22 protein-coding genes are annotated in these 24581 nt (G+C 36.2%); 14 read left to right on the top strand and 8 right to left on the bottom strand.

Going from position 1 to position 24581, the window contains the following annotated elements; translation table 11 throughout:
- Nucleotides 1-5: 5 nt before the first annotated feature.
- From CPT03_RS16655 to CPT03_RS16635, 5 genes are read right to left on the bottom strand one after another with little or no spacing between them, the layout of a single operon-like run.
- The gene (locus CPT03_RS16655; RefSeq protein WP_099439889.1) at nucleotides 6-1115 is read right to left on the bottom strand and encodes a DUF1972 domain-containing protein; all 1110 of its coding nucleotides are present in this window, start codon (nucleotides 1113-1115) and stop codon (nucleotides 6-8) included.
- Between the two features lie 16 nt (nucleotides 1116-1131).
- A complete protein-coding gene (locus CPT03_RS16650; protein WP_099439888.1) occupies nucleotides 1132-2328 on the bottom strand; it encodes a glycosyltransferase family 4 protein in 1197 nt (398 codons plus the stop codon).
- Nucleotides 2329-2330: 2 nt separating this feature from the next.
- Nucleotides 2331-3023, bottom strand: coding sequence for an acyltransferase (locus CPT03_RS23300; RefSeq protein ID WP_099439887.1), 693 nt, complete (start codon nucleotides 3021-3023; stop codon nucleotides 2331-2333).
- Nucleotides 3024-3063: 40 nt separating this feature from the next.
- The gene (locus tag CPT03_RS16640) at nucleotides 3064-4176 is read right to left on the bottom strand and encodes a glycosyltransferase family 4 protein (RefSeq protein WP_099439886.1); all 1113 of its coding nucleotides are present in this window, start codon (nucleotides 4174-4176) and stop codon (nucleotides 3064-3066) included.
- Entirely contained in the window at nucleotides 4169-5527 is a 1359-nt protein-coding gene (locus tag CPT03_RS16635; RefSeq protein ID WP_157766476.1) for a hypothetical protein, read from the bottom strand. Before CPT03_RS16635 ends, CPT03_RS16640 begins: the two co-directional genes overlap by 8 nt.
- A gap of 113 nt (nucleotides 5528-5640) precedes the next feature.
- Between CPT03_RS16635 and CPT03_RS16630 the strand changes: the two genes are divergently transcribed.
- From CPT03_RS16630 to CPT03_RS16615, 4 genes are read left to right on the top strand one after another with little or no spacing between them, the layout of a single operon-like run.
- Nucleotides 5641-6426 (top strand): sugar phosphate nucleotidyltransferase, encoded by a 786-nt coding sequence (locus CPT03_RS16630; protein ID WP_099439884.1) that lies wholly within the window; start codon nucleotides 5641-5643, stop codon nucleotides 6424-6426.
- A gap of 9 nt (nucleotides 6427-6435) precedes the next feature.
- Entirely contained in the window at nucleotides 6436-7443 is a 1008-nt protein-coding gene (locus tag CPT03_RS16625) for an NAD-dependent epimerase/dehydratase family protein (RefSeq protein WP_099439883.1), read from the top strand.
- Nucleotides 7440-7985 carry a dTDP-4-dehydrorhamnose 3,5-epimerase gene (gene rfbC, locus CPT03_RS16620; RefSeq protein WP_099439882.1) on the top strand — a complete coding sequence of 182 codons (546 nt, stop codon included), beginning with the start codon at nucleotides 7440-7442 and terminating at the stop codon, nucleotides 7983-7985. Before CPT03_RS16625 ends, rfbC begins: the two co-directional genes overlap by 4 nt.
- A gap of 2 nt (nucleotides 7986-7987) precedes the next feature.
- On the top strand, nucleotides 7988-8923 hold the full coding sequence (locus tag CPT03_RS16615) for an NAD-dependent epimerase/dehydratase family protein (RefSeq protein WP_099439881.1): 936 nt from the start codon (nucleotides 7988-7990) through the stop codon (nucleotides 8921-8923).
- Here CPT03_RS16615 and CPT03_RS16610 read toward each other — a convergent pair.
- Both CPT03_RS16610 and CPT03_RS16605 read right to left on the bottom strand, forming a co-directional pair.
- Nucleotides 8920-9873 carry a glycosyltransferase family 2 protein gene (locus tag CPT03_RS16610; protein WP_099439880.1) on the bottom strand — a complete coding sequence of 318 codons (954 nt, stop codon included), beginning with the start codon at nucleotides 9871-9873 and terminating at the stop codon, nucleotides 8920-8922. The two genes, CPT03_RS16615 and CPT03_RS16610, sit on opposite strands and share 4 nt — an antisense overlap.
- Complete coding sequence (locus CPT03_RS16605) at nucleotides 9851-11125, bottom strand: lipopolysaccharide biosynthesis protein (protein WP_157766475.1); 1275 nt, start codon at nucleotides 11123-11125, stop codon at nucleotides 9851-9853. The genes CPT03_RS16610 and CPT03_RS16605 overlap by 23 nt, the downstream gene beginning before the upstream one ends.
- A gap of 144 nt (nucleotides 11126-11269) precedes the next feature.
- On the opposite strand from CPT03_RS16605, the gene CPT03_RS16600 reads away from it, so the two are divergent.
- On the top strand, nucleotides 11270-12661 hold the full coding sequence (locus CPT03_RS16600; RefSeq protein ID WP_099439878.1) for an undecaprenyl-phosphate glucose phosphotransferase: 1392 nt from the start codon (nucleotides 11270-11272) through the stop codon (nucleotides 12659-12661).
- Between the two features lie 6 nt (nucleotides 12662-12667).
- On the opposite strand, the gene CPT03_RS16595 is transcribed toward CPT03_RS16600, so the two are convergent.
- Nucleotides 12668-13396 carry a tyrosine-protein phosphatase gene (locus tag CPT03_RS16595; RefSeq protein WP_099439877.1) on the bottom strand — a complete coding sequence of 243 codons (729 nt, stop codon included), beginning with the start codon at nucleotides 13394-13396 and terminating at the stop codon, nucleotides 12668-12670.
- Between the two features lie 204 nt (nucleotides 13397-13600).
- On the opposite strand from CPT03_RS16595, the gene CPT03_RS16590 reads away from it, so the two are divergent.
- The 9 genes from CPT03_RS16590 (at nucleotide 13601) to CPT03_RS16550 (ending at nucleotide 24404) form a co-directional block, all read left to right on the top strand.
- Nucleotides 13601-14377: a polysaccharide biosynthesis/export family protein gene (locus tag CPT03_RS16590; protein ID WP_099439876.1), complete on the top strand. Its 777-nt coding sequence runs from the start codon at nucleotides 13601-13603 to the stop codon at nucleotides 14375-14377.
- Between the two features lie 9 nt (nucleotides 14378-14386).
- On the top strand, nucleotides 14387-16789 hold the full coding sequence (locus CPT03_RS16585; RefSeq protein ID WP_099439875.1) for a GumC family protein: 2403 nt from the start codon (nucleotides 14387-14389) through the stop codon (nucleotides 16787-16789).
- A 12-nt stretch (nucleotides 16790-16801) separates the two neighbouring features.
- Complete coding sequence (locus tag CPT03_RS16580) at nucleotides 16802-18103, top strand: nucleotide sugar dehydrogenase (RefSeq protein ID WP_099439874.1); 1302 nt, start codon at nucleotides 16802-16804, stop codon at nucleotides 18101-18103.
- Nucleotides 18104-18212: 109 nt separating this feature from the next.
- Nucleotides 18213-19400: a glycosyltransferase family 4 protein gene (locus CPT03_RS16575; RefSeq protein WP_099439873.1), complete on the top strand. Its 1188-nt coding sequence runs from the start codon at nucleotides 18213-18215 to the stop codon at nucleotides 19398-19400.
- The gene (locus CPT03_RS16570; RefSeq protein WP_099439872.1) at nucleotides 19401-20861 is read left to right on the top strand and encodes an oligosaccharide flippase family protein; all 1461 of its coding nucleotides are present in this window, start codon (nucleotides 19401-19403) and stop codon (nucleotides 20859-20861) included.
- 6 nt (nucleotides 20862-20867) lie between these two features.
- Nucleotides 20868-21428 carry an acyltransferase gene (locus tag CPT03_RS16565; RefSeq protein WP_099439871.1) on the top strand — a complete coding sequence of 187 codons (561 nt, stop codon included), beginning with the start codon at nucleotides 20868-20870 and terminating at the stop codon, nucleotides 21426-21428.
- Nucleotides 21425-22618 carry a hypothetical protein gene (locus CPT03_RS16560; protein WP_099439870.1) on the top strand — a complete coding sequence of 398 codons (1194 nt, stop codon included), beginning with the start codon at nucleotides 21425-21427 and terminating at the stop codon, nucleotides 22616-22618. Before CPT03_RS16565 ends, CPT03_RS16560 begins: the two co-directional genes overlap by 4 nt.
- Nucleotides 22619-22663: 45 nt before the next feature.
- Complete coding sequence (locus CPT03_RS16555; RefSeq protein ID WP_099439869.1) at nucleotides 22664-23236, top strand: serine O-acetyltransferase; 573 nt, start codon at nucleotides 22664-22666, stop codon at nucleotides 23234-23236.
- Entirely contained in the window at nucleotides 23229-24404 is a 1176-nt protein-coding gene (locus tag CPT03_RS16550) for a glycosyltransferase family 4 protein (RefSeq protein ID WP_172954195.1), read from the top strand. The genes CPT03_RS16555 and CPT03_RS16550 overlap by 8 nt, the downstream gene beginning before the upstream one ends.
- Nucleotides 24405-24581 lie beyond the last annotated feature (177 nt).

The raw sequence follows: 24581 nt of genomic DNA, 5'->3' as shown, positions 1-24581 counted from the left end.
GTAATTTATTTTGAAGGCCGTATTAATGCCTTTATTGTTTCATAGTAGTTGTCGGCTACATGATCCCAATTATATTTATCTGTTAAACCGGAACTCACTTTTGATCGTAATGTTTCCAGCTGATCGGGATGCTCTTCCAGCAATTGTAAGCAAGTTGCAACAGAATTCTCACGTTCCCCAAAAAACAGACCAAATTCTCCATCACTAAGCATTTCACGGTTAAACACCGTGTCAAGAGCAAGAATGGCACATTTATTAGACATTGCTTTTAGCATAGCCGGATTGGTTCCACCGTATTTGTGACCATGAATATAGGCAAATGAATTTTGATACAATGCAGCAAGCTCCTGCTGGTCAGTAACATATCCTGGAAATATTAATCTTTCATTTTGAAGGCTTTTCAATCCTTCTGCAAATACATCTGCATAAGGCACATCTCCAACAACAACCAGTTTTTTTGTCGATTTTGAATTAAGAAAACCCTTAATGATCAGGTCTGCGTTATTATCGGGGATGAGCCGGCCAACAATCAGGTAATATTCGCCTTTGTTAAGCCTGAACCGTTCAATCAGCTCCTCTCCGGCTGGTTTAAAGGGAGGTGCTCCATAAGCAATTACCTTTGAATCTGTATGGAACTCTTCCAGATATATTTTGCGCATGGCTTCCGCATCTGTAATGATGCGGTCAAATAATCTGACCGCCATTTTTGCTGCAAAATAGAAGTACATTCCACCCAATCCTTTCCATTTGGGGCGCAGCCATTCCAGTCCGTCTACATTTATGATTGTTTTTTTACCGGTCAATTTAGGAATCCATCCCATAGGGCCGGCAGCCAGGTTCACCACAAAAATAACGTCAGCAGAACTGAATGTGGCATGGATAACAGAAAGAAAGCAATGTATAATTTGGTTTACAGACTTTCCCTTAATGGTTGGCAGATAATGTAAATGCACACCATTCACCTGGGGCGGACGGGGATTAAATAAATTCTTCTGACAATAAACATGGACTTCAACATCTTTTTTTACGAGACGTTCACTCAGCTCTCTCACCATTGTTTCGAAACCACCATAAACGTATGGATAGCCTCGTGTACCTATAATTGCAATCTTCATCTGTAACAGGAGGAGTTTAGTCCTGTAAAATTAAGGAAATATCCTGTACCGGCTCTTTTCTTACCGGTTCGCGTTTAGGAGCACCGGTAAATGTTTCAATAATGGCCATTTCAAATGCTTTTTCAGAAAACAGTTTTCTTACGCGTATAGCAGCATTGTTACCCATCCGTTCCCGCTCTTGTGCGGAATTGATCAATTGGAACATTTTTACAGCTGCGGCTTTTGCATCGTCAATTGGAATCAGCAATCCGCTGTCGCTATCTGCTATCATTTCTACAGCACCACCTTGTCTGGTGGCCGCAATAGCTTTACCAGCTGCCATAGCCTCCAATACAACCGTTGGAAAAGGGTCAGGTAACAAGGAAGGCAGAACAAAAACGTCCAGAGAATTCATAATGTTAACAATATCCGTTCTGTATCCCAGGTTAAAGATCTTGTCGTTGATGCCTTTTTCGTCTATGATCTGTTGATTTTGCTTGTACAGGTATTCATATCCAGGGAAAGCATCTCCAGCCATAACGAATTTGGCATTCGGAGCTATTTTCAGTATTTCAGCAGCTATTCTGATAAAATAATCCTGTCCTTTCCAGAAGTGGACACGGCCTATCATTCCGATAAGCAAGGTCTGCTCTGAGAGGTTAAGTTCCTTTTTTAAATCCCCGGTTTTATTTGTAAAAGGACTACAGTCCAGTCCATTGTAAATGGTTTTCAGTTTTTTAGGTTCCACCCATTGCGACCAGTGGGCTTTCACGGCATCTGATGCGGTAATTACTGAGGTACTGTATTTGTTCAAAAGCCAGCCCATCGTGCGGACAAAGAATAGTGGCTTTGTGGTAATTTCCAGCACATGCCAGATGTGCTTTAATTTTAATCTGTGCGCAACCAATGCACCAACAAGTACCGCAGTAGTATGAGAATAAACCAGTTTAATGTTTTTTTCAGCGATCAGCTCACGCAAGCTCTTGTCTGCTTTCCTGAGTATAAGCAGTCTGTTGATTATTCCGGTCAGCGAGAAATATTTGCGTCGCAGAATTCCCAGCCTGATGATGTGCACTTCAATATGGTGATTGCGTAATTTGTCTGAAAGCGGGCCTTCTTCAGAAAGTACCACAATGGGGTTGTTTCCATTGTTTTTAAGTACTTTAATGACATTAAAAAGTACGTTACTTGCTCCGTATAAATCTGATGAACTATGCAGTATAAGTATATTCATAATTAAATTCTGGATTTTATAACAGTTGCCGGTACCCCCGCAACTATACTATATGGGGGAACGTCGCGCGTAACTACGCTCCCTGCTGCAATTATGGATCCTTTTCCTATAGTAACGCCAGCCAGAATGATGCTATTGGCAGCAATCCAGCAATCGTCTTCAATTTTAACGAATTCTCTTTTCACACCCTGATCCTTAATGGTAATGTCTGTTCTGTCAAAAACATGGTTTTCGGCATATATACTTACCCGCGGAGACATCATTACATTGTCGCCAATTTCAATCATGCCTGAGCAGCCAATATAAGCATAGGGGCCGATGCTGGAATTGTTTCCAATTTTAAGACCTTCACCAATAGCTCCTCCGTAAGAATTTGTAGGTCTTACCAATGCAAATTTTCCTATAGTTACCCTGTCTCCGATCATAATTTTTTTATACGCCATGCAGTTCACTTCTGCGTAATCCTCAACAATAAAGTCTTTGCCCACGTTCAGGTATTTTGCATAACGTATCGATGCTCCCTTCCCAACAAAAACCAGGCCGCTTGCTGAACCGAAAAATAATCGGTGCCAGAAACCCCTTAATAAGTAGATGAGCATTCTGTATAAGGTGATTGCCGTATTGCTTTTGCTCCACTCATTGTTAAACCTGGAATTGATGTAGGAGAAGTAAGATTTTTTTTGATCTGGCGGCATCTAGGTAGTGTCGTTTTATAGGTTAGATTCTGCAAATCTACTATTTTACTTTCTTAAATAAGTTCAATAATTCATTTGCAGTCTTTTCCCAGGAGAAATCCTCGAGGCGTTTTCTTCCTTTTTGGATCATTTCCGATCTTAGTGCTGCATTGTCAATAATCATTTTCATTTTGTTAAGCAGATCGGTAACATCATAGGGGTCAAACTGAAGTACTGCATCTCCGCCAACCTCGGGCAATGAAGTATTGTTGGCAACAATAACCGGAAGATCGTGCTGAAAAGCCTCTAAAACAGGCAAACCAAAGCCTTCATTTACGGATGGAAAAACATATAACTCCGCATTTAGATAATAAGCGGCAAGATCCCTGTCGTGAATATAGCCGGGCATAAGCACATAGTCCTGTAGCTGGTAATGATTTATGGCATTAATAATTTCTGCACTTCCGTCCATATCACTTTTTGGACTAAACTGTCCGGCCAGTACTAAGGAGAAATCCAGGTATCCTGCAGTGCGGAGCATGGAAAATGCCTCGAGCAATACAATCAGATTTTTCCTTTTTTCAAAAACCCCGATATGCAACAGGTACTTTCCTGTTTTTAGCGTAAGACTTTGAGTTGCATTGCCGCTAAGGCGCATTAGTGTTTTTGGTGCCTCCGGGATTGGGATCACTTTATCGGCCGGGATCTGCAAATAGCTTAGCACGGTAGTTTTTGCATACTCGGTAGGTGTGGTAATCACTGCCGCTCTTTTGGCTGCCCATACCCCTAAAAAATTAAAGGTCATGAGCCAGTACTTGTTATAATGTTCGGGGTACTCCCAAAAGAAAGCATCGTGAAAAACCGGGACTGTTTTATAGTTCAGGGTCATCACAGGAACAAAATAGTCAGTACAAAAGAGGATGTCGCAACCATATGCAGCAGCTTTCGCCGGCAATACTATCTGCTTCCAGAAAATAAACCGCGCCTGCTCTATTAGTTTGAAAAATTTATTACGTCCGGTATATACAGGAATTGAAGTGTCAAAAAAATGAAACCTGAAACCCGGACGGCCTTTCTGAAACTCTTTGTAAATCTCTTCAAGATAAGTTCTGGCGCCTGTTTTGGCAATCCTCAGGTCTCTAATATCCAGGCCTACTACAATTGTTTTAGCCATTGGAAATACTTTTAGCGGTGATGCTGTTGATAAAAATACCCGACAAAAACCAGCTGATATAAATTACATAAGAATAGTTTTCGAAGTTTGTGGTTAGCAGGGGAACAATACTTCCAATTTTAAAAAGGAAGAGCATGATCGCAATTTTTCTTTCGTTCCCTTTTAATATTTTAATCCATTTATAAGTGTAAACCATCAGGTAGGCATGTATTAGCAAATAAAGTATCAAAGCAATTATTCCGGCCTGCACACCAATAATGATAAACTGGTTCTCGCCACCAACATTAAGCCCAAGCATACCGGCTACTTTTCCGGAACTTCCCAATCCCAAGCCTAATGGCTGTCTTATCATTGCATCTATTCCGGCAAGCCATTCTATAATGTGTCCTACGCTGGATGCGTTCTGAAAGGTGATTGTATCTACTACGAAACTATAAATGTCCTCATTTTGGATCAGAAAAATAAAATAAAGCACAGCTGCTATAAACCCGTAATGGAAAGTTTTCAGGATATTACGCTTGCTGGTAATAAATGCATACACATAAATCATGGCAAAGTAGCTGGCGAGGGGAGCTCTTGATAAGGCGGCAACAATAGCGATAAAGCTTGATGCCAGGGCGAGCTGACCAAATGCACTGATTTTTAAATTATTGTCATCGTCTGTATATAATGCTGCAATAACGGCAAGCGCCAGGAGTGTGGCAGCGGCATATTCAAGCGGATTGGAGAAGAAACTGGCAAATCTGCGAAATCCGGTTTCTGTTTCAAATGTCCATGTTAAGCCGTAGTTACCGGTTGGTTCCTGACCAAAATAATAGAAGTTGTAATCAGCATACCCGGTAACCGTCTGGAAATGCTGATCTGAAATCAGCTCATAAATGAGTACCCCTGTGGCTGCAACGGCAACAATCAGGATATAATGGAAGTATTTGCCCAGGTTTACTTTTTCGGCAGCAATGAGTCGTCCGGAAGCGTAAATTAAAGGAAAAAAGGACATGCTCTTGAAAGCCGATAAGCGATCTGAAAGGCCAAAATCGCCAAGAGGTATTACTACATACAGTAAAGTGTAAAAGAAATATCCCCCCAGAAGGTAATCCACCATGTTCAGCTTAATTTTTTCTTTCATCTGGTAAATACCCAATCCTAAAATGGTAAGCACCAGCAGTTCTTTAAAAGGCTGAAATACGGGAATCAAAAACTTAAATCCCAATACAAAAGAGAGGGACATGGTTGTGGTATAAATAGAGAGCCCGAAAATGAAAAATAACAATACGCCCTGTCTGTTGCCCTTAAAAATGTCTGCAGTAGCATACATAAAGGATAAAAGAAATATCAGGGGGAAAATTATCATTACCGGTTTTTTTGTCCTCTTTATTTATAAGTTTTGCAAAATAAGTTAAAACTATACGATAAAACCTAAAACTATAAATATATTGATCAGAATAAATAACTTTACCGGCGCTTATGAGAAACAATATTCCAATTTTTATATTATGCGGAGGCCTTGGAACACGAATCAAAGAAGAAACGGAATTTCGTCCGAAACCAATGGTTCCAATTGGAGAAAACCCAATCTTAATTCATATTATGAATTCTTATGCCAAATATGGCTTTAAGAGATTTGTATTGTGTACCGGGTTTAAATCGGAAGTTATAAAAGACTATTTTTTGCGTTATTCTGAATTGAACAGCGACTTTTCTATTGATTTCAATACGAATACCAAAAAGATTTTATCTATAGACCATAATCTTGACTGGGATGTTACCCTTGCTTATACAGGTGCGGAAACCATGACCGGAGGAAGGATTGCGATTGCGGCAGAGAAATACCTGAACGGATCAGAACATTTTGGTGTTACCTATGGAGATGGTTTATGCGATGCAGATCTGAACGAACATTTCGACTATCATTTGTCGCACAATAAGATCGGTACCGTGCTTGGGGTAAATCCACCATCAAGGTTTGGAGAAATTAAGCTTGATCAGGACACGGTAGTGGAGTTTTCTGAAAAGCCTGCATTTAATGAAAAGTGGATTAACGGGGGGTTCTTCTTTTTTAAAAAGGAATTCTTAGGATACCTTTCTAAAGATAAAGACTGCGTGTTAGAGAAAAATCCGCTTGTAAATCTTGCTAAAGACAGTCAGCTTAACCTTTTTAAACATAAAGGATTTTGGGCATGTATGGATACCCAAAGAGACAGAGATTACCTCACAGAGCTTCTTGAAAAAAATGAAGCTCCCTGGATTTAATTAATAATTATGAATGTATTTGTAACCGGCCATCTGGGATATATAGGTGTGCATTTGGTAAAGCAGCTAAAGGACCTTGGGCATCAGGTAACCGGATGTGATATTGATCTTTTTGAAGGATGTGAATTTGAACCTTTTACAAGACCTGATAAGGAATTGATAAAAGACATCCGGGATTTAACCCCTGAAGAGCTGAGCGGGCATGATTGTGTGATGCATCTTGCGGCAATTTCTAATGACCCGATGGGGGATCTAGATGAACAAATCACTTACGATGTGAATTTAAAAGGATCGGTTGAGCTCGCCAGGCTGGCAAAGCAGGCAGGAGTTAAAAGGTTCCTTTTCTCGGGCAGCTGTTCGGTTTATGGAAAGGGCGATAAGCTTGACCTTTCGGAAACAGATCCGCTTAATCCGGTATCTGCCTATGCGGTATCCAAGATAGAGGCTGAGAAACAGATCTCTTTAATGGCAGATGATGATTTTACACCGGTATATCTTAGAAATGCTACTGCTTATGGGTATTCGCCAATGCTGCGGATAGATCTGGTAGTGAATAACCTGCTGGGTTGTGCCCATTCGAAAGGAGAGATCAGAATTATGAGTGACGGATCACCATGGCGCCCTTTGATTCATTGCAGTGATATTGCAAAGGCATTCGTTCATTTGATGATGGCCAATAAAGAACTGGTATTTAATAAAGCAATCAATATTGGTGACAACCGGGAAAATTACCAGGTAAAAGATGTTGCCGACTATGTTCAGGAGCTTATGCCATCGGCACTTATTAAATTTACCGGAGAAGTGGGTGACGATCCAAGAAATTACCGGGTCAATTTTGACCTGTTAAATACGCTGGTACCTGATTTTAAACTTGATTATACCTTACGTTCGGGAATGGATGAGCTGTATAAAAAATACATTGCGAACGGTTTTAATCAGGATGATTTTGATGGCGACAAGTATGTAAGGTTAAGGAAATTGAAACACACCATTAATAAGATCAAAGCAGAAGCATGAAATTTGTAGAAACACCACTTAAAGGAGCTTACCTGATCCATTTGGAAAAGCGGGAAGATGAGAGGGGCTTTTTCGCCAGGGCTTTTTGTGTAAACGAATTTGAAGCACATGGGTTGAATCCGGCAATAGTACAGATCAATAATTCTTTAAGTAAAGATAAAGGGACACTTAGAGGGATGCATTATCAGCTTGCACCAAAAGCGGAAGTAAAAATGGTACGCTGCATTAAGGGGGCTTTGTATGATGTGATATTAGACCTTAGAATAGACTCAGAAACCTTTGGCCAATCGTTTGGTCAGGAGCTTAGTGCCGAGAACAGGACCATGATGTATGTGCCTGAAGGATTTGCGCATGGATTTATCACTTTAGAAGAAGATACAGAAGCATTTTACCTGAGTACTGGCTTTTATGCACCTGAATATGAAAGAGGAGTTCGTTACAACGATCCTAAATTCAATATACAGTGGCCTGCAACGCCTGTTGTGGTTTCAGAGAAAGACCTGAATCATCCTGATTTTAATGAAGACTATCATTTGAAGTAATCATGAAGATATTATTAACCGGTGCCAGCTCTTTTACAGGATATTGGTTTGCGACTAAACTGATTTCTGAAGGGCATGATGTTACTGCTATTTTTACCAGGGAAAATGCAGGGGCATATCCGCCAGAACGTTTAAAAAGGATCGGGTTATTAGGTAAAGATGTGCATGCGGTGTATGGATGTAAATTTGGCGACAATACATTTATTAAACTGCTTAAAGAAGAAAAGTTTGATGTGCTTTGTCACCATGCAGCAGAAGTTACCAATTACAAGCAAGCAGATTTCGATATTGTAAAAGCAGTTGCTGCAAATACCTTAAATATCCATACTGTTTTTGTAGCGCTTAAAGATACGGGCTGTAAACTTGTTATTACCGGTTCCGTATTTGAAGATATTAACAAGGTTGATGATAGCAACCAGTCCCAAAAGCATTTTTCGGGCTATGGACTTTCAAAATCTATCAGCTCCGATCTTTTTCATTACTATGCAAGGCAGTTTGATGTAAATATTGGCAAGTTCATTATCAGTAACCCATTTGGTGCCTTTGAAGAGAAGAGGTTTCTGAATTACCTGATCACGGGTTGGTTAAATAATGAAAGCAGGTCAGTAAATACTCCTGACTATGTAAGAGACAACATTCATGTGGAATTGCTGGCTAGTTATTACGCTTATTTTATAGAGCAGGTAGCGGTGTCAAAGGATCCGGTAATGAGCTTAGCTCCTTCAGGATATATAGAGACACAGGGTGACTTTGCTGCAAGGGTAGCTTATGAAATGAGTACACGGCTTAATAAAGACTGTATAGTGCTGAACAATGAGCAGAAGGATTTTTCTGAACCCTTAACCTTGTTTAATTCAGATAAGATTGTGGAAATAGAAAGCCGTTTTGATGCCCAAAAAGCATGGGATGAGCTTGCCGCTTTCTATATGGCAGGTTAAACTTCAGGATCGAAAGCGTATTTATCAGTCATGTTTCCACTTAGGCCATCTTTAATTGCTTTCAGGTAAGTTTTAAATTTTACCAGACGCCACCTTAACAGGAAATAAACAAGTACAGCCCCAAAGTACATAAATGTATAAGGATATGCAGTGAGCTTTTGCAAGGGGGTTAAATACCTTTTGATCATCCATATTTGATTGCGTGCATTATGATAATGCACAATAGGATTTACAATTCCCTCTTTGGTTTTCTTTTTTGTTTTATAGGCAGCCCCCGCAATGTGGTATATAACGCTATCGGGCACGTACATTAATTTAAGTCCTGATTTTTTTATTCTGAAAGACAGGTCAACATCCTCATAATACATAAACAGGCTTTCGTCTAACAGTCCTGCAGTTCTTAAAAGGTCCGTATGTACTAAAAGGCCACAGCCGGTAATCCAGTCTACCTCTTTAAGTTTATCTGAATTGGGTGTTGTTCTTTTGTTGTAACCTTCTGTTGATGCCTGGCCTGTCCAATTGTTAAAATAGGAACCTGCATTCCATAACAGACCCCTGTCGTGCTCAAAATAAATTTTAGGTTGTACGGCAGCCACATCAGGATTGTTTTCTATGTAGTTGTAGAGGACCTCTAAAAAGTCAGGTTCAACAATAGTATCATTGTTTAACATCATTGAATACTTGTACCCTCTGTTAATGCAATAGTTTAGCGCAAGGTTATTGCTCCCTGTAAAGCCTATATTGTGTACTATCTTCAGAAAAATAATGTCCGGAAAATCTTTAACCAGTTTGTTATCCGAACCATCCATTGATCCATTGTCAACAAGTATGATGTCAAAATCTTTAAAACCCATATTGTTTAAAGACCGGATGCAGTTGTGGGTATATTCATAACTATTCCAGTTTATTAAAATAACGGCGATTGATTTAGGCAAGTTTGTGGGCGTCATAGTTTACGGATTTTTTTATAACATACTCGTACATTGCTAAAGCACTGCATTCTACGATTAAAGTATATAGCCCCAGCCAGTGGTAGTTGGCAATGTTCATCAGAAAGAAACAGGCAACGCATGCTATAATAAAAAGAATTATAGAGATGTTAAAAATAGACCTTGTATTGTTTTTCAGAAGCAGATCAACAACGTTGAGTGAATTAAAGGCTGCAACAGCGGGAACAAAAGCCATAATTCTGAGAAAACTGATGGCCATATCATTATGTTCACCCGAAATTAAGTGAATAAAAAAGCCGGGCATAATAAACAGCAGGAGTGATCCGAAAGAAAATATCATTGCCATCAAGCCTTTCATGCGCTTCATATATGCCTCCCATAATTTGGGTCCTTCCTGATAAAACTGGGCTGCTTTAGGGTAGATGGCGTTTGATACAGAGATGATCATGATCCTGGACGACCATATAATTTTATCACAAAGCGAGTAGGCGCCAAGCCAGGCCGGGCTTCCCCATTTGGCGAGGGCAAAAACCATTAAGGATTGCTGAAGCTGAACGGAAACGCTATTGATGGTTAAGTAAAAGTTCTCCTTGCCGATTTTTAACATTTCCTGCTTTTTGGGAATCAAAAAAGTGAGTTTATGCTGATACATGGCATATCCCAAAAGCGCGATATAGGTTAAGGATGAAGAGGTACCCATAATCAGGTTTACCCATTTAGCATCCTCCGGCCCTTTTATCACTACAATAACCAATACAATGATGGCCGCTTTAGAGATCAGGTTGGCTATATTATATAGTTTTAGCTTTTCGGTTCCGGTAAAGAAGAATAAAGGATTTAAAACCTCGGCTATAACTATGGGTATGGCTAAAACAATAAATGTATAATATTTAATGTTTAGCCATTGCATTCCAATAACTGTTAATATAAACAGGATAAAAATGAGGACTCTCATCCAGAACGTTACATAAAAAACATTTCGGAGCTCGTAAGGATTTTTTATATTTATCGCGACGTCTCTTATTCCTGATTGATTGGTACCATAATTGATAGCGATACTAGCGAGCCCTGAAAAGGTATTGGCAAGCATAACAAACCCAAAGGCTTCAATTCCTATAATATGCGTAATTATAGGATAGATCAGCATGAGTAACAAGGCGTTGGAAAGCTGTATGCTACTTAGGTTGATGAAGTTAGATAAAATGTTGGTTTGTTTAAGGCGCTTGTAAGAACCTATAAAGTATTGCTTCAAGTTTTTTATAATAGATGACGGACAAATTTAGGATATTATCAGCAATAATTAATCCATATATTTTGCCTAATTAAAACGCTTCATTTGTGGATTTAATCCATATTTTTGGCCAAATAAAATTAAAATAGAACAAAATTCAGATAAATGATAGATAAGTACGGTACTTACTACAAAGCCATAAGTATATTATTAGATCTTTTTCTGGTTAACCTGTCTATCTTTTTTGGATATTCAATTACGCACCATACTTTAGGGTATACAGGTGTAGATCCGAGCCTGCTTCATATTTTGCTGATTAACTTTGTCTGGTTTAATGTAACCCAGATCACCCGTTTGTACAATGACATTTTCGTTAAAGATGCCATCCCAACCATCAGGCAAACTTTAGGGTCATTATTGCTTTTTATAGTCGTTATTTCAATTTTATTATTTGCAATAAAAGACTTTAGCATTTCCGGGAAGCTGATGGGAATTGCATTGCTGGTATTTATTCCATTGCTTTTGTTTGTGAAAATAGGGTTCCTTTTACTTCGCCGTTCGCGCAGGACAAAAATGATCAATTACAAAAAGGTGGTTATAGTGGGGGCAGGGCCATTGGGCGTTGACCTGAGAAAGTACATGGAGAAGAATACGCATCTGGGATACCGGGTGGTTGGCTTTTTTGATGACAATCCGGCTCTTAAGAGTAACGAGGTGAATATTCTTGGAAGTGTTGAAGAATGTATTGATTATGTGCGTGAGAGCAGTATAAGGGAAGTTTATTGTGCTTTGCCCGATCGGGCTATTGGTAAAATCAACCAGTTGATGCGCCGTGCGGATAAGGAAATGATCCGTTTTAAACTGGTGCCAGATGTAAAAGACTATTTTAAGAAGAACGTAATGGTTCAGTTGTATGGTCATTTGCCGGTGCTTAGTCCGCGAACAGAGCCTTTAGAGATCATGATCAACCAGGTTGTGAAGAGGATTTTTGATATTGTTTTTTCGTTGCTGGTTGTAATTTTTGTGATGAGCTGGTTGGTACCGTTAATGGCTATTTTGATTAAGATGGAGTCGAAGGGTCCTGTTTTTTTCAAGCAGCTAAGGTCAGGAAAACATAATGAACCTTTCTATTGCTGGAAGTTCAGGAGTATGTGTGTGAATGGTGATTCTGATATTAAGCAAGCAAGTAAGGAAGATAGCAGGATTACAAAGATCGGGGCTTTTATGCGAAGGAATAGTATTGATGAGATGCCACAGTTCTTTAATGTGTTAATGGGTGATATGTCGGTTGTAGGGCCAAGGCCGCACATGTTACAGCATACCGCAGAGTATTCGGCACTTATAGATCAGTTTATGGTACGCCATTTTCTATTACCTGGAATAACCGGATGGGCACAGGTGAATGGATTGCGTGGTGAAACCAGAGAGGATGGCTCTATGGAGGAACGGGTTGATGCAGATATCTGGTACCTTGAGAATTGGTCGCTCCTTTTGGATCTAAAGATTACTTTCTTAACCATATGGCAAATTCTTGTTGGGAATAAAAACGCCTGGTAAATGCTTTTATATTAATTCTCTGTTTTTAAGTAACCCGCTTTCTACCAATTTTGCAAAGTGTTTGCTGGTTGGGACTTTCTTTAGACTGTCCAAGTGTCTCACATGATGAATATCTGTACCGATAAAATCAATCATATCCTTTTCGATTAACTTTTCAGCAATTGCTTTGATGTGCTTACCATAATGCTCAGTAAAGGATAATGCATTAACCTGCAATTCTACTCCCATTTCTTTAATTCGTTTGTAATAATCGAATTGTTTGTGAAAGAACAAATATCGTTCTGGGTGAGCCAGTACTACTTGATATCCTTTAATCCCTAGGTCAAAGAATACTTCTTCAAGATCGTGAGGTCTTGATATTTGACTAAATTCAACCAATAACCGGTTGCCATGTAGGGGCATTATACCACCCTCATTTAGCTGATTCTGAAACTGTTCATCAAGGTAATACTCTGAGGAGAGATTTAATGTAATTCCATCAGGTAGTTTACCTTCCAATTTTGAATGTCCGTCCTTTAAGGTTTCAGAAGTATTGGGATGTATGTCTTGTAAAGTATGCGGTGTAGTAATGAGATGTTGAAAGCCTAACTCTTTTAATCCGGAAATTAATTGAATACTATCTTGTACGTCCTTTGCACCATCATCCACTCCTGGAATCAGGTGTGAGTGCATATCAATGCCAATTGAGCTAAAATCTGTGTACTTGGATTTACTGGATCTGTTGAAAAAAAACATGTTCTTTTTTTTAGAATAATTAATCAAATACGAAGCTAAGTATAAAATTTAAGACTTTATGGTATGGAATTTGTGAATGGGGGTTTGAATTATAAACAAAGACAATTTGTATAGTGTTGTACTCTGAATTAATGATTATTTATCATTAATGAGTAAATTTTAAGTGTTATCTTTGAAAAATTTAAAAAATGTGCTAGAAAGCCTATGAGAAAATCCTTTTACTTGATTGCTGCAATTCTATTTATGAGTTCTTGCGGCGTAAAATATAAGTCGGTGCCTTATTTTCAGGACTTGCCAGTTGATAGCGTACTTACAGAACAGATTAGCAATAAAACTGTATTAAAGATCGAGAAGAATGATATCTTGGCAATTACAGTTTCTAGTTTGAATCCAGAAGCATCCGCAATTTTTAATTTAGGTAATACAAGTTCTTCTCAAGGAAATGGATCGTCATCCATTGATCCAATGCTTACAGCAAATGGATTTGCAGTAGATCAAGAGGGGGCTATTCAGTTGCCTTTAATTGGTGATATTAAAGTAGAAGGTTTAACAACAATAAAAGCTCGAGAGTTAATTCAAAATAAGTTGTTAGCTTATTTAAAAGAACCAGTAGTGAGCCTACGCTTAGTGAATTTTAAAGTTAATGTGCTAGGAGATGTGGCGCGTCCCGGGGTTTATCCTATTCAAAATGAGAGAGTTACTGTTTCTGAGGCTATAAGCATGGCGGGTGATTTAAATATTACAGCTGTTAGAACTAATGTGCTTCTAATTAGGGAGAAACAAGGCAAAAGAGAATACATTAGATTAAATATGCAAAGTAAAGAACTCTTTAATTCTCCTTATTATTATATGCAAAATAATGATCTGTTATATGTTCAGCCTGGTAATGCTAAATATGCTAGTGTTGATTCAAGTTATAGGAATGTAAGTATTATACTTTCTGCTTTGTCTGTACTTGCATTATTAATTTCCCGTTTTTAAGATTGATTTATGAATAGTGAAGATAATGTCAACGGTAATTCCGTTATTACTGAGAATGAGCAGACAATTAATATCAGAGAAACTCTAAACAAATATATTTTTCATTGGCCTGTATTTATGTTGAGCATATTGCTATTTCTAGTGCTCGCATTCTTTTATTTGCGATATGCTGAGCCTGTTTATGTAGTAAATAGTACTTTACTTATTAAGGACGACAAAAAAGGTGGTGTGCCTAGTGGGGGGGATTTATTAAATGAGTTAGATCTTTTCGGTAGCTCAAAGGTGGTTGATAATGAGATTGAAATCCTTAAATCTAAAACGTTAATGCGTAAAGTTGTAGATAGGCTGAATCTTAGTATTGGTTACAAAGCAGAGGGGCGCGTGATCAATTCCGATGCATATTCTATTAAGCCAGTGGATATTGGTGTAGTTCAAATGGATAGTTTGTGGTATGGTAAGGTATTGGCTTTAACTTTCCCATCTAAGGATACTTATTTATTGGAAGAACAAGAGACTGGAAAAAGAATAACCGGAACCTTAAATGAGTTGCAACGTAACTCGCTAGGTATTTATAAAATATCAACTAATCAGAATTTTAAGGGGTGGAAGAAGAAAGAACTAAATATAACCATTTATGATCCGCAACTTGTTGTGGATCGTTATTTAGGCTTTCTGAATGTTGCTTTATCTAGCAAGCAGTCAACTGTACTAAATTTAGGCTTTGAAACAACTGTTCCTAAAAGAGGGAAAGATATTTTGAATACTTTGATCCAGGTATATAATGAAGCTTCGCTAGCAGATAAAAATAAAACTACCCAAAGTACCATGGTATTTATTGATGAGAGGTTGAAGCTTATTAGCGGGGAGCTTAATGATGTGGAAAAAGATGTGGAAGGTTTCAAAAGTAGTAGAGGATTAACAGATCTAACTAGTGACGCCCAATTGTATTTGGAAAATGTTAAGTCAAATGATGCTAAGATTAATGAAGTTGAATTGCAAATAAGTGTTGTTAAAGATATTCAAAGGTATGTGACATCTAATTCTGCAGGAGAGAAATTGCCTAGTATTATGGGGATTAATGATCCTGTATTGTTAGGCCAAGTCACTCAATTGAGTGACTTGCAACTCAAGCATGATAAATTATTGGCCACCACTCAACCCGGGAATCCATTGTTAGGGCCAATAGAGAAGCAAATTGAAACTACTAGAGCAGGAATTCTTTCAACAGTAGAAAATATCTCAAATTCACTACTTAATACCAAAAGGGAACTCCAAGGCTATAATGATCAATATCAAAATTCTATCAAACGATTACCTGGTCAAGAACGTCAATTTATTAGTATTAAACGGCAACAATCAATAAAGGAAACACTATATCTTTATTTGTTACAAAAAAAGGAAGAAGCTGTGTTATCTTATGCCTCTACGGTTGCGGATAGTCGAACTGTAGATCCTGCATTTGCATCAAAAACTCCCATTAATCCTAAGCGAAAAATTGTGTTTTTAACTGCACTGATTCTAGGAGTTATTTTGCCTATTGGTTATTTATACGCCAAGGATTTATTGAGCAATAAAATAGAAAGTTCATCTGATATAAATAAATTAACAGAAGCACCTATCTTGGGGGAAATTTTGTACAATGAAGGGACCGAATCGATTGTTGTCAATGCACATAGTCGTAAAGCAATTGCAGAACAGTTTCGCGCAATTCGTACTAATATGCAATTCTTGCACGGAAAACAAAATCCTTCAGGTAAGGGACGTGTCACACTATTGACATCTAGTATGTCTGGGGAAGGGAAGAGTTTTGTCTCTACTAACATTGCGGCTGCTTTAGCTATTAGTGATAGAAAAACAGTACTGTTAGAGTTGGATTTACGTAAACCCAAGGTAAGTAAGTATCTTAATTTAGCAAATAAAACTGGCTTAAGCAATTATTTAATTGGGAAGGCCGAAATAGAAGATATAATTCAGCCTTCTGGAATAAATTCGAATTTATTCGTAATAGGATCTGGTCCAATTCCGCCTAACCCATCTGAGTTGTTGATTCAACCTGAAATCGATATTTTGATAAATTACTTAAAGGAAAACTTTGATGAAGTATTTATTGATACCCCACCAGTTGGGTTAGTTACAGATGCACAGATTCTTGCCAAGTTAGCAGATGCTACATTTTATTTAGTTAGACAAAATGTAACCTTTAAGAATCAGATAAGTAATATGAATGTATTATTTCGCAATAAAAAATTTCCTAAGCTCAATATAATTCTAAATGGGGTAAAATTGGGAGGAAGCCATGGATATGGATATGGATATGGATATGGATATGGTTACGGTTATTATTCTGATGATAACCAATATAGTAATAGAACAATCAAGGCTATTTTTAAAGATATAATTAAACGATTTTAATATTAATCAACAATGCAAATAACTGTTCGTAGTTCAAAAATTGCCGTTATTGGCTTAGGATATGTGGGATTGCCACTAGCGATAGAATTTAGTAAAAACTATGATGTCTTGGGATTTGATATCAACAAGTCTAGAGTTTATGAGCTTAGTCAGGGAGAAGATCGAACTAAAGAAGCAAACCTTCAAGACTTGAGTAACGCAATCAATAAAAAAAAGGAGACATTAGGTATTGGTCTGTCGTTCTCTTTTAACAAGGAAGACTTGAGGAATTATAACATATTTATAGTTACTGTACCCACGCCTATAGATCAATTTAAAGCACCAGATTTGAAGCCATTGATTAAGGCTTCAGAGATGCTAGGGAGCATTTTGAAAATAGGAGATTTAGTTATCTATGAATCTACTGTTTACCCAGGTTGTACAGAAGATGAATGTGTTCCTGTATTGGAAAGAGTTTCAGGATTGAAATTCAATAAAGATTTTTTCGCGGGATATTCGCCAGAGAGAATAAATCCTGGCGATAAAATAAATACATTGACAAAGATTAAAAAGGTCACCTCTGGCTCAACAATTGAGATTGCCAATCTTGTTGACGATTTATATGGATCTATAATAACTGCTGGAACACACAAAGCTCCTAGTATCAAAGTAGCAGAAGCTTCTAAGGCAATTGAAAACGCACAACGAGACGTAAACATTTCATTTGTTAATGAATTGTCTTTGATTTTTGACAGAATTGGGATCGATACTAATGATGTAATAGATGCAGCGGGAACTAAATGGAATTTTCTCAAATATCAACCTGGATTGGTAGGTGGCCATTGTATTGGAGTTGATCCTTATTATCTGGCTCATAAAGCTCAGTCATTAGGATATCACCCCCAAGTGATTTTATCGGGACGTCGTGTTAATGATAATATGGGCCCCTTTGTCGCGGATAAAGTAGTCAAATTAATGATCCAGAAGGACCATAAAATTAAAGGATCAAAAGCGTTAATATTAGGAATTACTTTCAAAGAAAACTGTCCCGATGTACGCAATACAAGGGTGGTTGACATTTATCATGAACTAGTTCAATTTGGATTGGATGTTGATGTTTACGATCCTTGGGCGGATGCTAACGAGGTTAAGCACGAGTATGGAATCGATATTTTAAATAGTTTAATAGATGGAAACATCTATGATTCTATTATAGTTGCTGTTGCACATAGTGATTTTTTAAAAATTGACTATAACAAGATAAAACGAGATAATGGGGTAATTTTTGATACAAAGGCGTGCCTAGATAGAGCGATAGTAGACGGCAGGCTATAATTTCAGTAGTATATTATCTCTTGAATCTTTATTTATAGCGTTTTGGTGATGTAAGTTACTACGAAAGGGTGTTTATCCATGTGGTAGTATTATATGGGAAAAAAGGAATATGAAAATTTTATTAGTCAGCCTATATTATTTTCCAAAAGTCGGGGGTGTAGAAACATCTTTAAGGTATATAGCCAAGAGTTTAAAGGAGCAGGGTTATGAGGTTGCTATATTAGCTTTTGATGGAGCTTATGAATATCCAAATGTTGATGGAATTCCAGTTTATAGGTACGCATTTGAGAGCAGTAAAATTTCATATATTTTACATAAACGGATAAAAAATATAGCGTCCATAGCAATTGAAAAAGTAATAGATTCATATAATCCGGACCAAATTTGGTCTAGAAATTCGATTGTTGCTGCTGGACTTATAAGATGTAATAGAGTTAAGGTGGTTAAGCATATTTTTTCTACTACAAGTAACTTAAACGTTGATGGCTTGTATTCAAACTTAAGTAGTTATCGTTTTTTTAAGAGAACTATTTTTAAGGGGTTAAAAATTTTGGACAGATATTCGTTATCGCGTATTGATAGGAACCTAATGGGATCCCCAAAAATAATTGGTGTTGTTTTTAGTAAGATGATGAAAAAACAACTTTTAGAAGAAACAGGAATTAAGAGTAAAGTAATTCATGTTATTCAGCCAGGTGTAGATAGAACTATTTTCGATGTACAGCAATATCCTGAGGAAGTACTGAATGAAATTCCTCTAATAAAGGATAAGTATGTTCTATATGTTGGAAGAATTGCTCCAGCGAAAAACTTAGAAATATTAATAGATAGCTTTATAAATTTAAATGGTGTTAGATTAAATATTGTGGGTGATGGGCCTTATTTACCTTTTTTAAAACAGTATGTTCAGAGTAAAGGAATGAAAAATAAAGTTTTTTTCTTGGGAGCACATAAAAAGTATTTACCATTGTTATATTCAAAGGCCGAACTTACTGTTTTACCGACCAAAATTGAGACTTTTGGACAAGTCCTTATTGAATCGTTATCTTGTGGAACACCAGTAGTTGGTTTTGGGAAGAATCCTGACTTTAAAACTGCCATCGATGAAATTGTCATTAACGATTATAATGGAATCGTTGTAAACGAATTTTCTGCAATAGAATTATCAAATGCCATACAAGCATTAATAGCGATAGATCCTAGCATTAAAGAAAATATGCGGGCCAAAAATATCGAATATATTGAAAAACATTTTTGCTGGAATACTATGGTAAATGAAACGTTAAAGTTGGAGTAAATGACAAATATTACAAAAGAAATAAAAAGGGGAGCTTTTTGGGTATTGTTATTTTCTTTCATTGGAGGTCCAATTGCTATATTACGAAATTGGCTTTTTACTTACTATGATCCAACAGGATCATATGTTGCTGATTTTGCCTTAACAATGATTCTCTTTAATTTGATAACTTCTTTTTTTGTTTTCGGTGGATCATCAGTTTTAACTAATCTTGTTCCTAAAATAGACCTAAAGAAGGATAGATTCTCTTTTTTGACATTTTATTCTGCCGTATGCATGTTGCTGTTATTAATTTGCATTTTAGTCTTGTTGTTATTCCCTCAGTCTATTGAATATCTGACGAATAATAAGATTAAGTCATCCCAAAATATATATGTATTATTAATGTCGGTGCCTGTAATTGTTGCGCAGATTTTGGTTTATTTTTTGCAAGGGGAAGCAGATTATAAATCAGCTTCGTTTATAACTCAACTGCCTAATTTTTTAAATACAGGAATTATATTGCTCCTAATTTTCTTGAAAATACCAATATTGAATTTGAAATATCAAGATTCGCTGATAATGTTTCTATCAAGTATTATTATCCTGTCAAGTGTGTTAATGATTATTATTGGAACCTTCAAGATTCGAAGGCATTTTAATTCAAACTCTGTTGGTTTCTTTATTCCTAGGGGTTTTTGGTCATTTTCACTTTTTATTCATTTAATGACAATAATTACGTTTTTATATCAAAATATAGATCAAATCTTTGTCTTAAAAATATTAAATGTTAAAGAACTAGGAAGATACTTTATTATAATACAATTAGTCGAAACAGTAAGATTTATTCCGCTAAAAATTGGGCAAGTTTTATTAGCATCATTTTCTAAAATAATTCATCAAGGAGATGAAAAACTTCTAATTCAAACTTATAATAAGGTTGGGCGCATAATTATTGTTATAAATTTAGTTATATCTGTAATTTTAATGTGTTTTTCTTCCTATATCTTAAACACTTTTCACATTAAAGGACGGATTTATGATTTGTCCTTTTGTGTATTATTAATTGGATACAATATTGCCTGTATTGGGAATATAAATAGTATGATCTTATTGGCTAAAAATCTTAGTAAATCTTTCTTTCTTAATAGTTGCCTAGTTATCATCACTTTAATGGGGAGTGTTTATTTGTTGAGTACTTATAAATTGATAGGAATTGTTATAGGTAAATCTATTTCTATTTTTATTGGCCAAGTGGGACTTTTTTATTTAATTAATAAATATATAAATAACAAAATAGGGATAAATCGAGATTATTTATTTAGTCAAGCTATTCTAGTGGTTATTGCTGTTTGCATTTTTACAGTTGCGGATATTAATCTTCTTTTCCGATTAATTATACTAATGAGCTCACTTATAATAGTTTTCAAATATTATAAATTTTCGTTCGGAGAATTAAGATCGTTAATAAAATCAAAATAATACATCATGATAAAAAAAATATTAGTTTTTATTTTTGGGTTACTTCTATCATTCAAATACTTTCCTTTAAGATTTATTGAATTGTTTGGTCAGTTGTTCCCAGAAAATTCTTACGGATGCATGATTAGGGGATTTCTGTATAGACCTTTTTTAAAACAATGTGGTTCTAATTTTCAAGTTGGCCTGCAAGTTAAACTCGAACATCTAAATAACATTAATATTGGGAATGATGTATATATAGGTCACGGGTCTTGGATAAGCGGGTTGAGAGGGGGGGTAACTCTTGAGGATCAGGTGCTTATAGGGCCATATGTTAGAATAATTAGTAGTAACCATACCTTTAAAGATGGTAGTGCTCGTTTTGCCCCAGGAGTAGGTGAGGCTATCATAGTTGGTTTTGGTTCTTGGATCGCTAGTGGGGTTACCATAACTTCTGGTGTTAAAATTGGAAAATCATGTTTGTTAGCCGCATCGTCTGTAATAACAAAAAACATAGAAGAGGATTCAATCGTTGTTGGTATTCCAGGTAGAATAATAGGTAAAGTATCAGAAAAATATTGTAAATGAAACAACTTATAAAGAAGGCGATATTAAACCCGCCATTTGTGAAATGGTGTAGCCAGACAATTTACCAAAGTCTATTGGGTTGTATTAAGCTTTATGAATTCACTAGTGATTCTAAATGGAAGTTTAGGGCGGATGATATTTTCGAGATATTATACACCATACAACAAGAGGACGGAGGTTATGATATTGGATATGATTTTAATTTTGGCTTGCTTCACAAAAAGGGAGAAAGTACATCTCCAGAAATGATTGGACTATTAGCCACAGTAGAATATGGTCGGGTTTTTGGGTTTAATGATAAGGTTAGGGATTCTTGTGACAAATCCATAAACTGGATTAAGAAATATGCAATAAACTGTGGTGACGAAGGATATTATATTCCGTATGCTCCATATTCAACGTCTAATGTAATGGTTTATAATGGAACCAGTTTTGTTTGTGGGGCATTAGGATACTACCTTGGAATATTAAATATAACTAATGATAGTGAGTTAATTTGTATATATAATGGAATGGTAAAGTATTTGGATATAAATCTGTTAAATTCAGATAGATATTTAGGTAGATTTTGGCCATATTATGACCAAAAGAGAACGGATATAAAATCTCCTCAAAAAGATAAAATTGATAACTATCACCAAATGCAGCAGGTAGAGATGCATTCATATGCTGAAAGGGTATGTCCGGCATTTAGGCAAGATAAACTAATTAGGGATGCCGCAAATTATGTAGTTGATATTTTTGATCAAGAAGGGATAGTTCCATATACAAATAATCCTAAGGATTTTGGTGGAGGCATTCATCTATGGGGATTTAGCTCAATCTTGTCAGGTTTAATTTTAGCAAATCGTGTTCTCAAAGATAACCCTAAATCTATAGATCGTGTAATTGAATCGGTAGTCAAGTTTATTATAGACAGTGGATGGAATGGGAAATATTTTTATCCCGTTGTCAGTATTCAAGGCAACAAGATGAGTGATGTTTATATGGTTAGATCAGATGCTTGGGTTTTTAATAATCTGGCCTCTGTTTTGGATTACAAAACAATTAAAATTGATAAGAATGCTTTAGTTAATATCTTGGATCGTTGCTATGTGATGATGCATTCTGTTAATTTTTCGGGAAAAGAAAGCCATGCTTCAAGCTTAAGAACTCGATTTGTTGGGAAGATTATAAAATTGTTTAAATAGGATAACATTCAAATTGAATATCAATATAATGCTTTAATTAAAAATATGATACGAGTTTTTGAATTGATAAAATCAGATCTTTATCGTTATTATGGAAAGACTGACAAAAGGACTTTTTTAAAATCATTTTTTTTAGTAGAAGGATTTAGATTTATGTTTTTCTATAGAATTAAGTCCACTTTGTCTAAAAAAAATCCTCTGTATTGGCTCTTTTACATAATCGTTAGACATTATAGCTATAAATATGGTTTTCAGTTTTTTTCAGCCAAAATTGGAAAGGGATTCTATATCGGCCATTTTGGGAATATAATAATAAATGGAGGGACTCATATAGGTGATAATGTTAATATATCTCCAGGTGTGGTCATAGGTCAGGTAAGTAGGGGTAGGCTTAAAGGAGTTCCTAAAATTGGGAATAATGTTTGGATTGGAAGTAATGTGGTTATTGTGGGAAATATAAAGGTCGGAAATAATGTTTTGATTGCCCCAGGAACGTATGTTACAACTGATGTCCCAGATTTCTCTTTAGTAAGAGGGAACCCCTGTGAAATTAGTAGTAGTCGAGGTGTAGAAGGTTATGTTTGTAATGCTTGGTTAGTTGAAGATGGAAATGAATAGTCAGAATGTACTTATTATAACATACGAATTCCCTCCTATTATTGGAGGGGCCGGAGTTTATGCTCATGATATGGCAATAGGTCTAGCATCGAATCAATGTAATGTTGACATCGTAACATATAATCATTTGCAAGAAAGTTCCGTTATCAAAAATCGCTTAAAATCCTCCTATGATATTAATGTCTTTGATTTTATCCCTCGAAATGGGCTGCATTTTTTGCAGTTTTTCTTTTTAATAAAGAAAATTATAAGAATAAAAGAATATGACTTTATTATTTTAAGCGATGGTAGAGCAAAAAAAATATTTTCTGTATTTAGTCAGTCCTTTAAGAAAGAAATTCCAAAGTCTATTAGTGTTTTTCATGGAAATGAAATTAATTCTTTTTTTGTCAAGCCTTCTAGGCTTATACGCTTTTTTAGCTTAAGTGGAAAATTAAAACGATTATTTTCTAGACAAAGACTTTTGATTACCGTAAGTGAAAATGAGAAACAAACTTGGAATAAGTTTATGCCAGAACTTAAAAATAAAATTGCTTTGGTTCAGCACGGGGTAAATGAAAATACCTTTTATGTAAGAACTCCAGATGAAATTAGTGAATTAAAGAATTTTTTTGGGATACCCTTAGGTAAAAAAGTACTTCTTTCTGCTTCCCGGTTAATTCAAATGAAAGGGCAAGATAAGGTGTTAGATGCCTATTCAAGGATTTTAAGTGAACTTTCCGACGTTTTTCTCCTGATTGTTGGTGATGGATGTTATCTTGAAAGTTTGAAGAAACAGGCAGAAAGTTTAGGAATAAGCAATAGTGTCAATTTTGTTGGCGGTGTAGATAGAGAAACACTTTCTAAATATTATGCTATTGCGGACCTTTTTGTCTTGCCAAGTAGGTTGGAAGAATCCTTTGGTCTAGTATATATAGAAGCGGCTGCATGTGGAGTGCCATCAATTTCAGGGAACTTGGGTGGAGTGTTTGAGGCAGTTAAAGATGGTTTAACAGGTGCAATTGTAGATTCATTTAATGTGGATGAACTAGAAGGGAAAATGAAATATCTATTAATTAATAATTCTGCTAGAAGGGAATTAGGTCAGAATGCATTGAAGAAATTTAAAAGTAGCTTTACTAGTAAGGTTATGGCGCATAATTTGATTGTAAATTTGAGAAAACAGTAGATGAATAGAACTTTGATTTTGGTGCTTTCCGTTTTATTTTTTTCTCTAGTGATGTTTCTAGAGCATAGGCTGTCAATTTTTATTTGGGCATGTTTCTGGATTTTCACAGGAAGATTAATAATTTCCACAACCATAAAAAAGTATAAAACTACCTCTGTTAATGTTTTTTATCTGTTT

The sequence above is a fragment of the Pedobacter ginsengisoli genome (genome assembly GCF_002736205.1).
Taxonomy (GTDB): domain Bacteria; phylum Bacteroidota; class Bacteroidia; order Sphingobacteriales; family Sphingobacteriaceae; genus Pedobacter; species Pedobacter ginsengisoli_A.
This window is presented reverse-complemented; position numbering and strand designations above follow the sequence as displayed.

Bases quoted from the DNA above. Each gene is read 5' to 3' on its own strand.
- CPT03_RS16655 (WP_099439889.1), bottom strand. From the start codon at position 1,115: ATGAAGATTGCAATTATAGGTACACGAGGCTATCCATACGTTTATGGT.
- CPT03_RS16650 (WP_099439888.1), bottom strand. From the start codon at position 2,328: ATGAATATACTTATACTGCATAGTTCATCAGATTTATACGGAGCAAGT.
- CPT03_RS23300 (WP_099439887.1), bottom strand. From the start codon at position 3,023: ATGCCGCCAGATCAAAAAAAATCTTACTTCTCCTACATCAATTCCAGG.
- CPT03_RS16640 (WP_099439886.1), bottom strand. From the start codon at position 4,176: ATGGCTAAAACAATTGTAGTAGGCCTGGATATTAGAGACCTGAGGATT.
- CPT03_RS16635 (WP_157766476.1), bottom strand. From the start codon at position 5,527: ATGATAATTTTCCCCCTGATATTTCTTTTATCCTTTATGTATGCTACT.
- CPT03_RS16630 (WP_099439884.1), top strand. From the start codon at position 5,641: ATGAGAAACAATATTCCAATTTTTATATTATGCGGAGGCCTTGGAACA.
- CPT03_RS16625 (WP_099439883.1), top strand. From the start codon at position 6,436: ATGAATGTATTTGTAACCGGCCATCTGGGATATATAGGTGTGCATTTG.
- rfbC (WP_099439882.1), top strand. From the start codon at position 7,440: ATGAAATTTGTAGAAACACCACTTAAAGGAGCTTACCTGATCCATTTG.
- CPT03_RS16615 (WP_099439881.1), top strand. From the start codon at position 7,988: ATGAAGATATTATTAACCGGTGCCAGCTCTTTTACAGGATATTGGTTT.
- CPT03_RS16610 (WP_099439880.1), bottom strand. From the start codon at position 9,873: ATGACGCCCACAAACTTGCCTAAATCAATCGCCGTTATTTTAATAAAC.
- CPT03_RS16600 (WP_099439878.1), top strand. From the start codon at position 11,270: ATGATAGATAAGTACGGTACTTACTACAAAGCCATAAGTATATTATTA.
- CPT03_RS16595 (WP_099439877.1), bottom strand. From the start codon at position 13,396: ATGTTTTTTTTCAACAGATCCAGTAAATCCAAGTACACAGATTTTAGC.
- CPT03_RS16590 (WP_099439876.1), top strand. From the start codon at position 13,601: ATGAGAAAATCCTTTTACTTGATTGCTGCAATTCTATTTATGAGTTCT.
- CPT03_RS16585 (WP_099439875.1), top strand. From the start codon at position 14,387: ATGAATAGTGAAGATAATGTCAACGGTAATTCCGTTATTACTGAGAAT.
- CPT03_RS16580 (WP_099439874.1), top strand. From the start codon at position 16,802: ATGCAAATAACTGTTCGTAGTTCAAAAATTGCCGTTATTGGCTTAGGA.
- CPT03_RS16575 (WP_099439873.1), top strand. From the start codon at position 18,213: ATGAAAATTTTATTAGTCAGCCTATATTATTTTCCAAAAGTCGGGGGT.
- CPT03_RS16570 (WP_099439872.1), top strand. From the start codon at position 19,401: ATGACAAATATTACAAAAGAAATAAAAAGGGGAGCTTTTTGGGTATTG.
- CPT03_RS16565 (WP_099439871.1), top strand. From the start codon at position 20,868: ATGATAAAAAAAATATTAGTTTTTATTTTTGGGTTACTTCTATCATTC.
- CPT03_RS16560 (WP_099439870.1), top strand. From the start codon at position 21,425: ATGAAACAACTTATAAAGAAGGCGATATTAAACCCGCCATTTGTGAAA.
- CPT03_RS16555 (WP_099439869.1), top strand. From the start codon at position 22,664: ATGATACGAGTTTTTGAATTGATAAAATCAGATCTTTATCGTTATTAT.
- CPT03_RS16550 (WP_172954195.1), top strand. From the start codon at position 23,229: ATGAATAGTCAGAATGTACTTATTATAACATACGAATTCCCTCCTATT.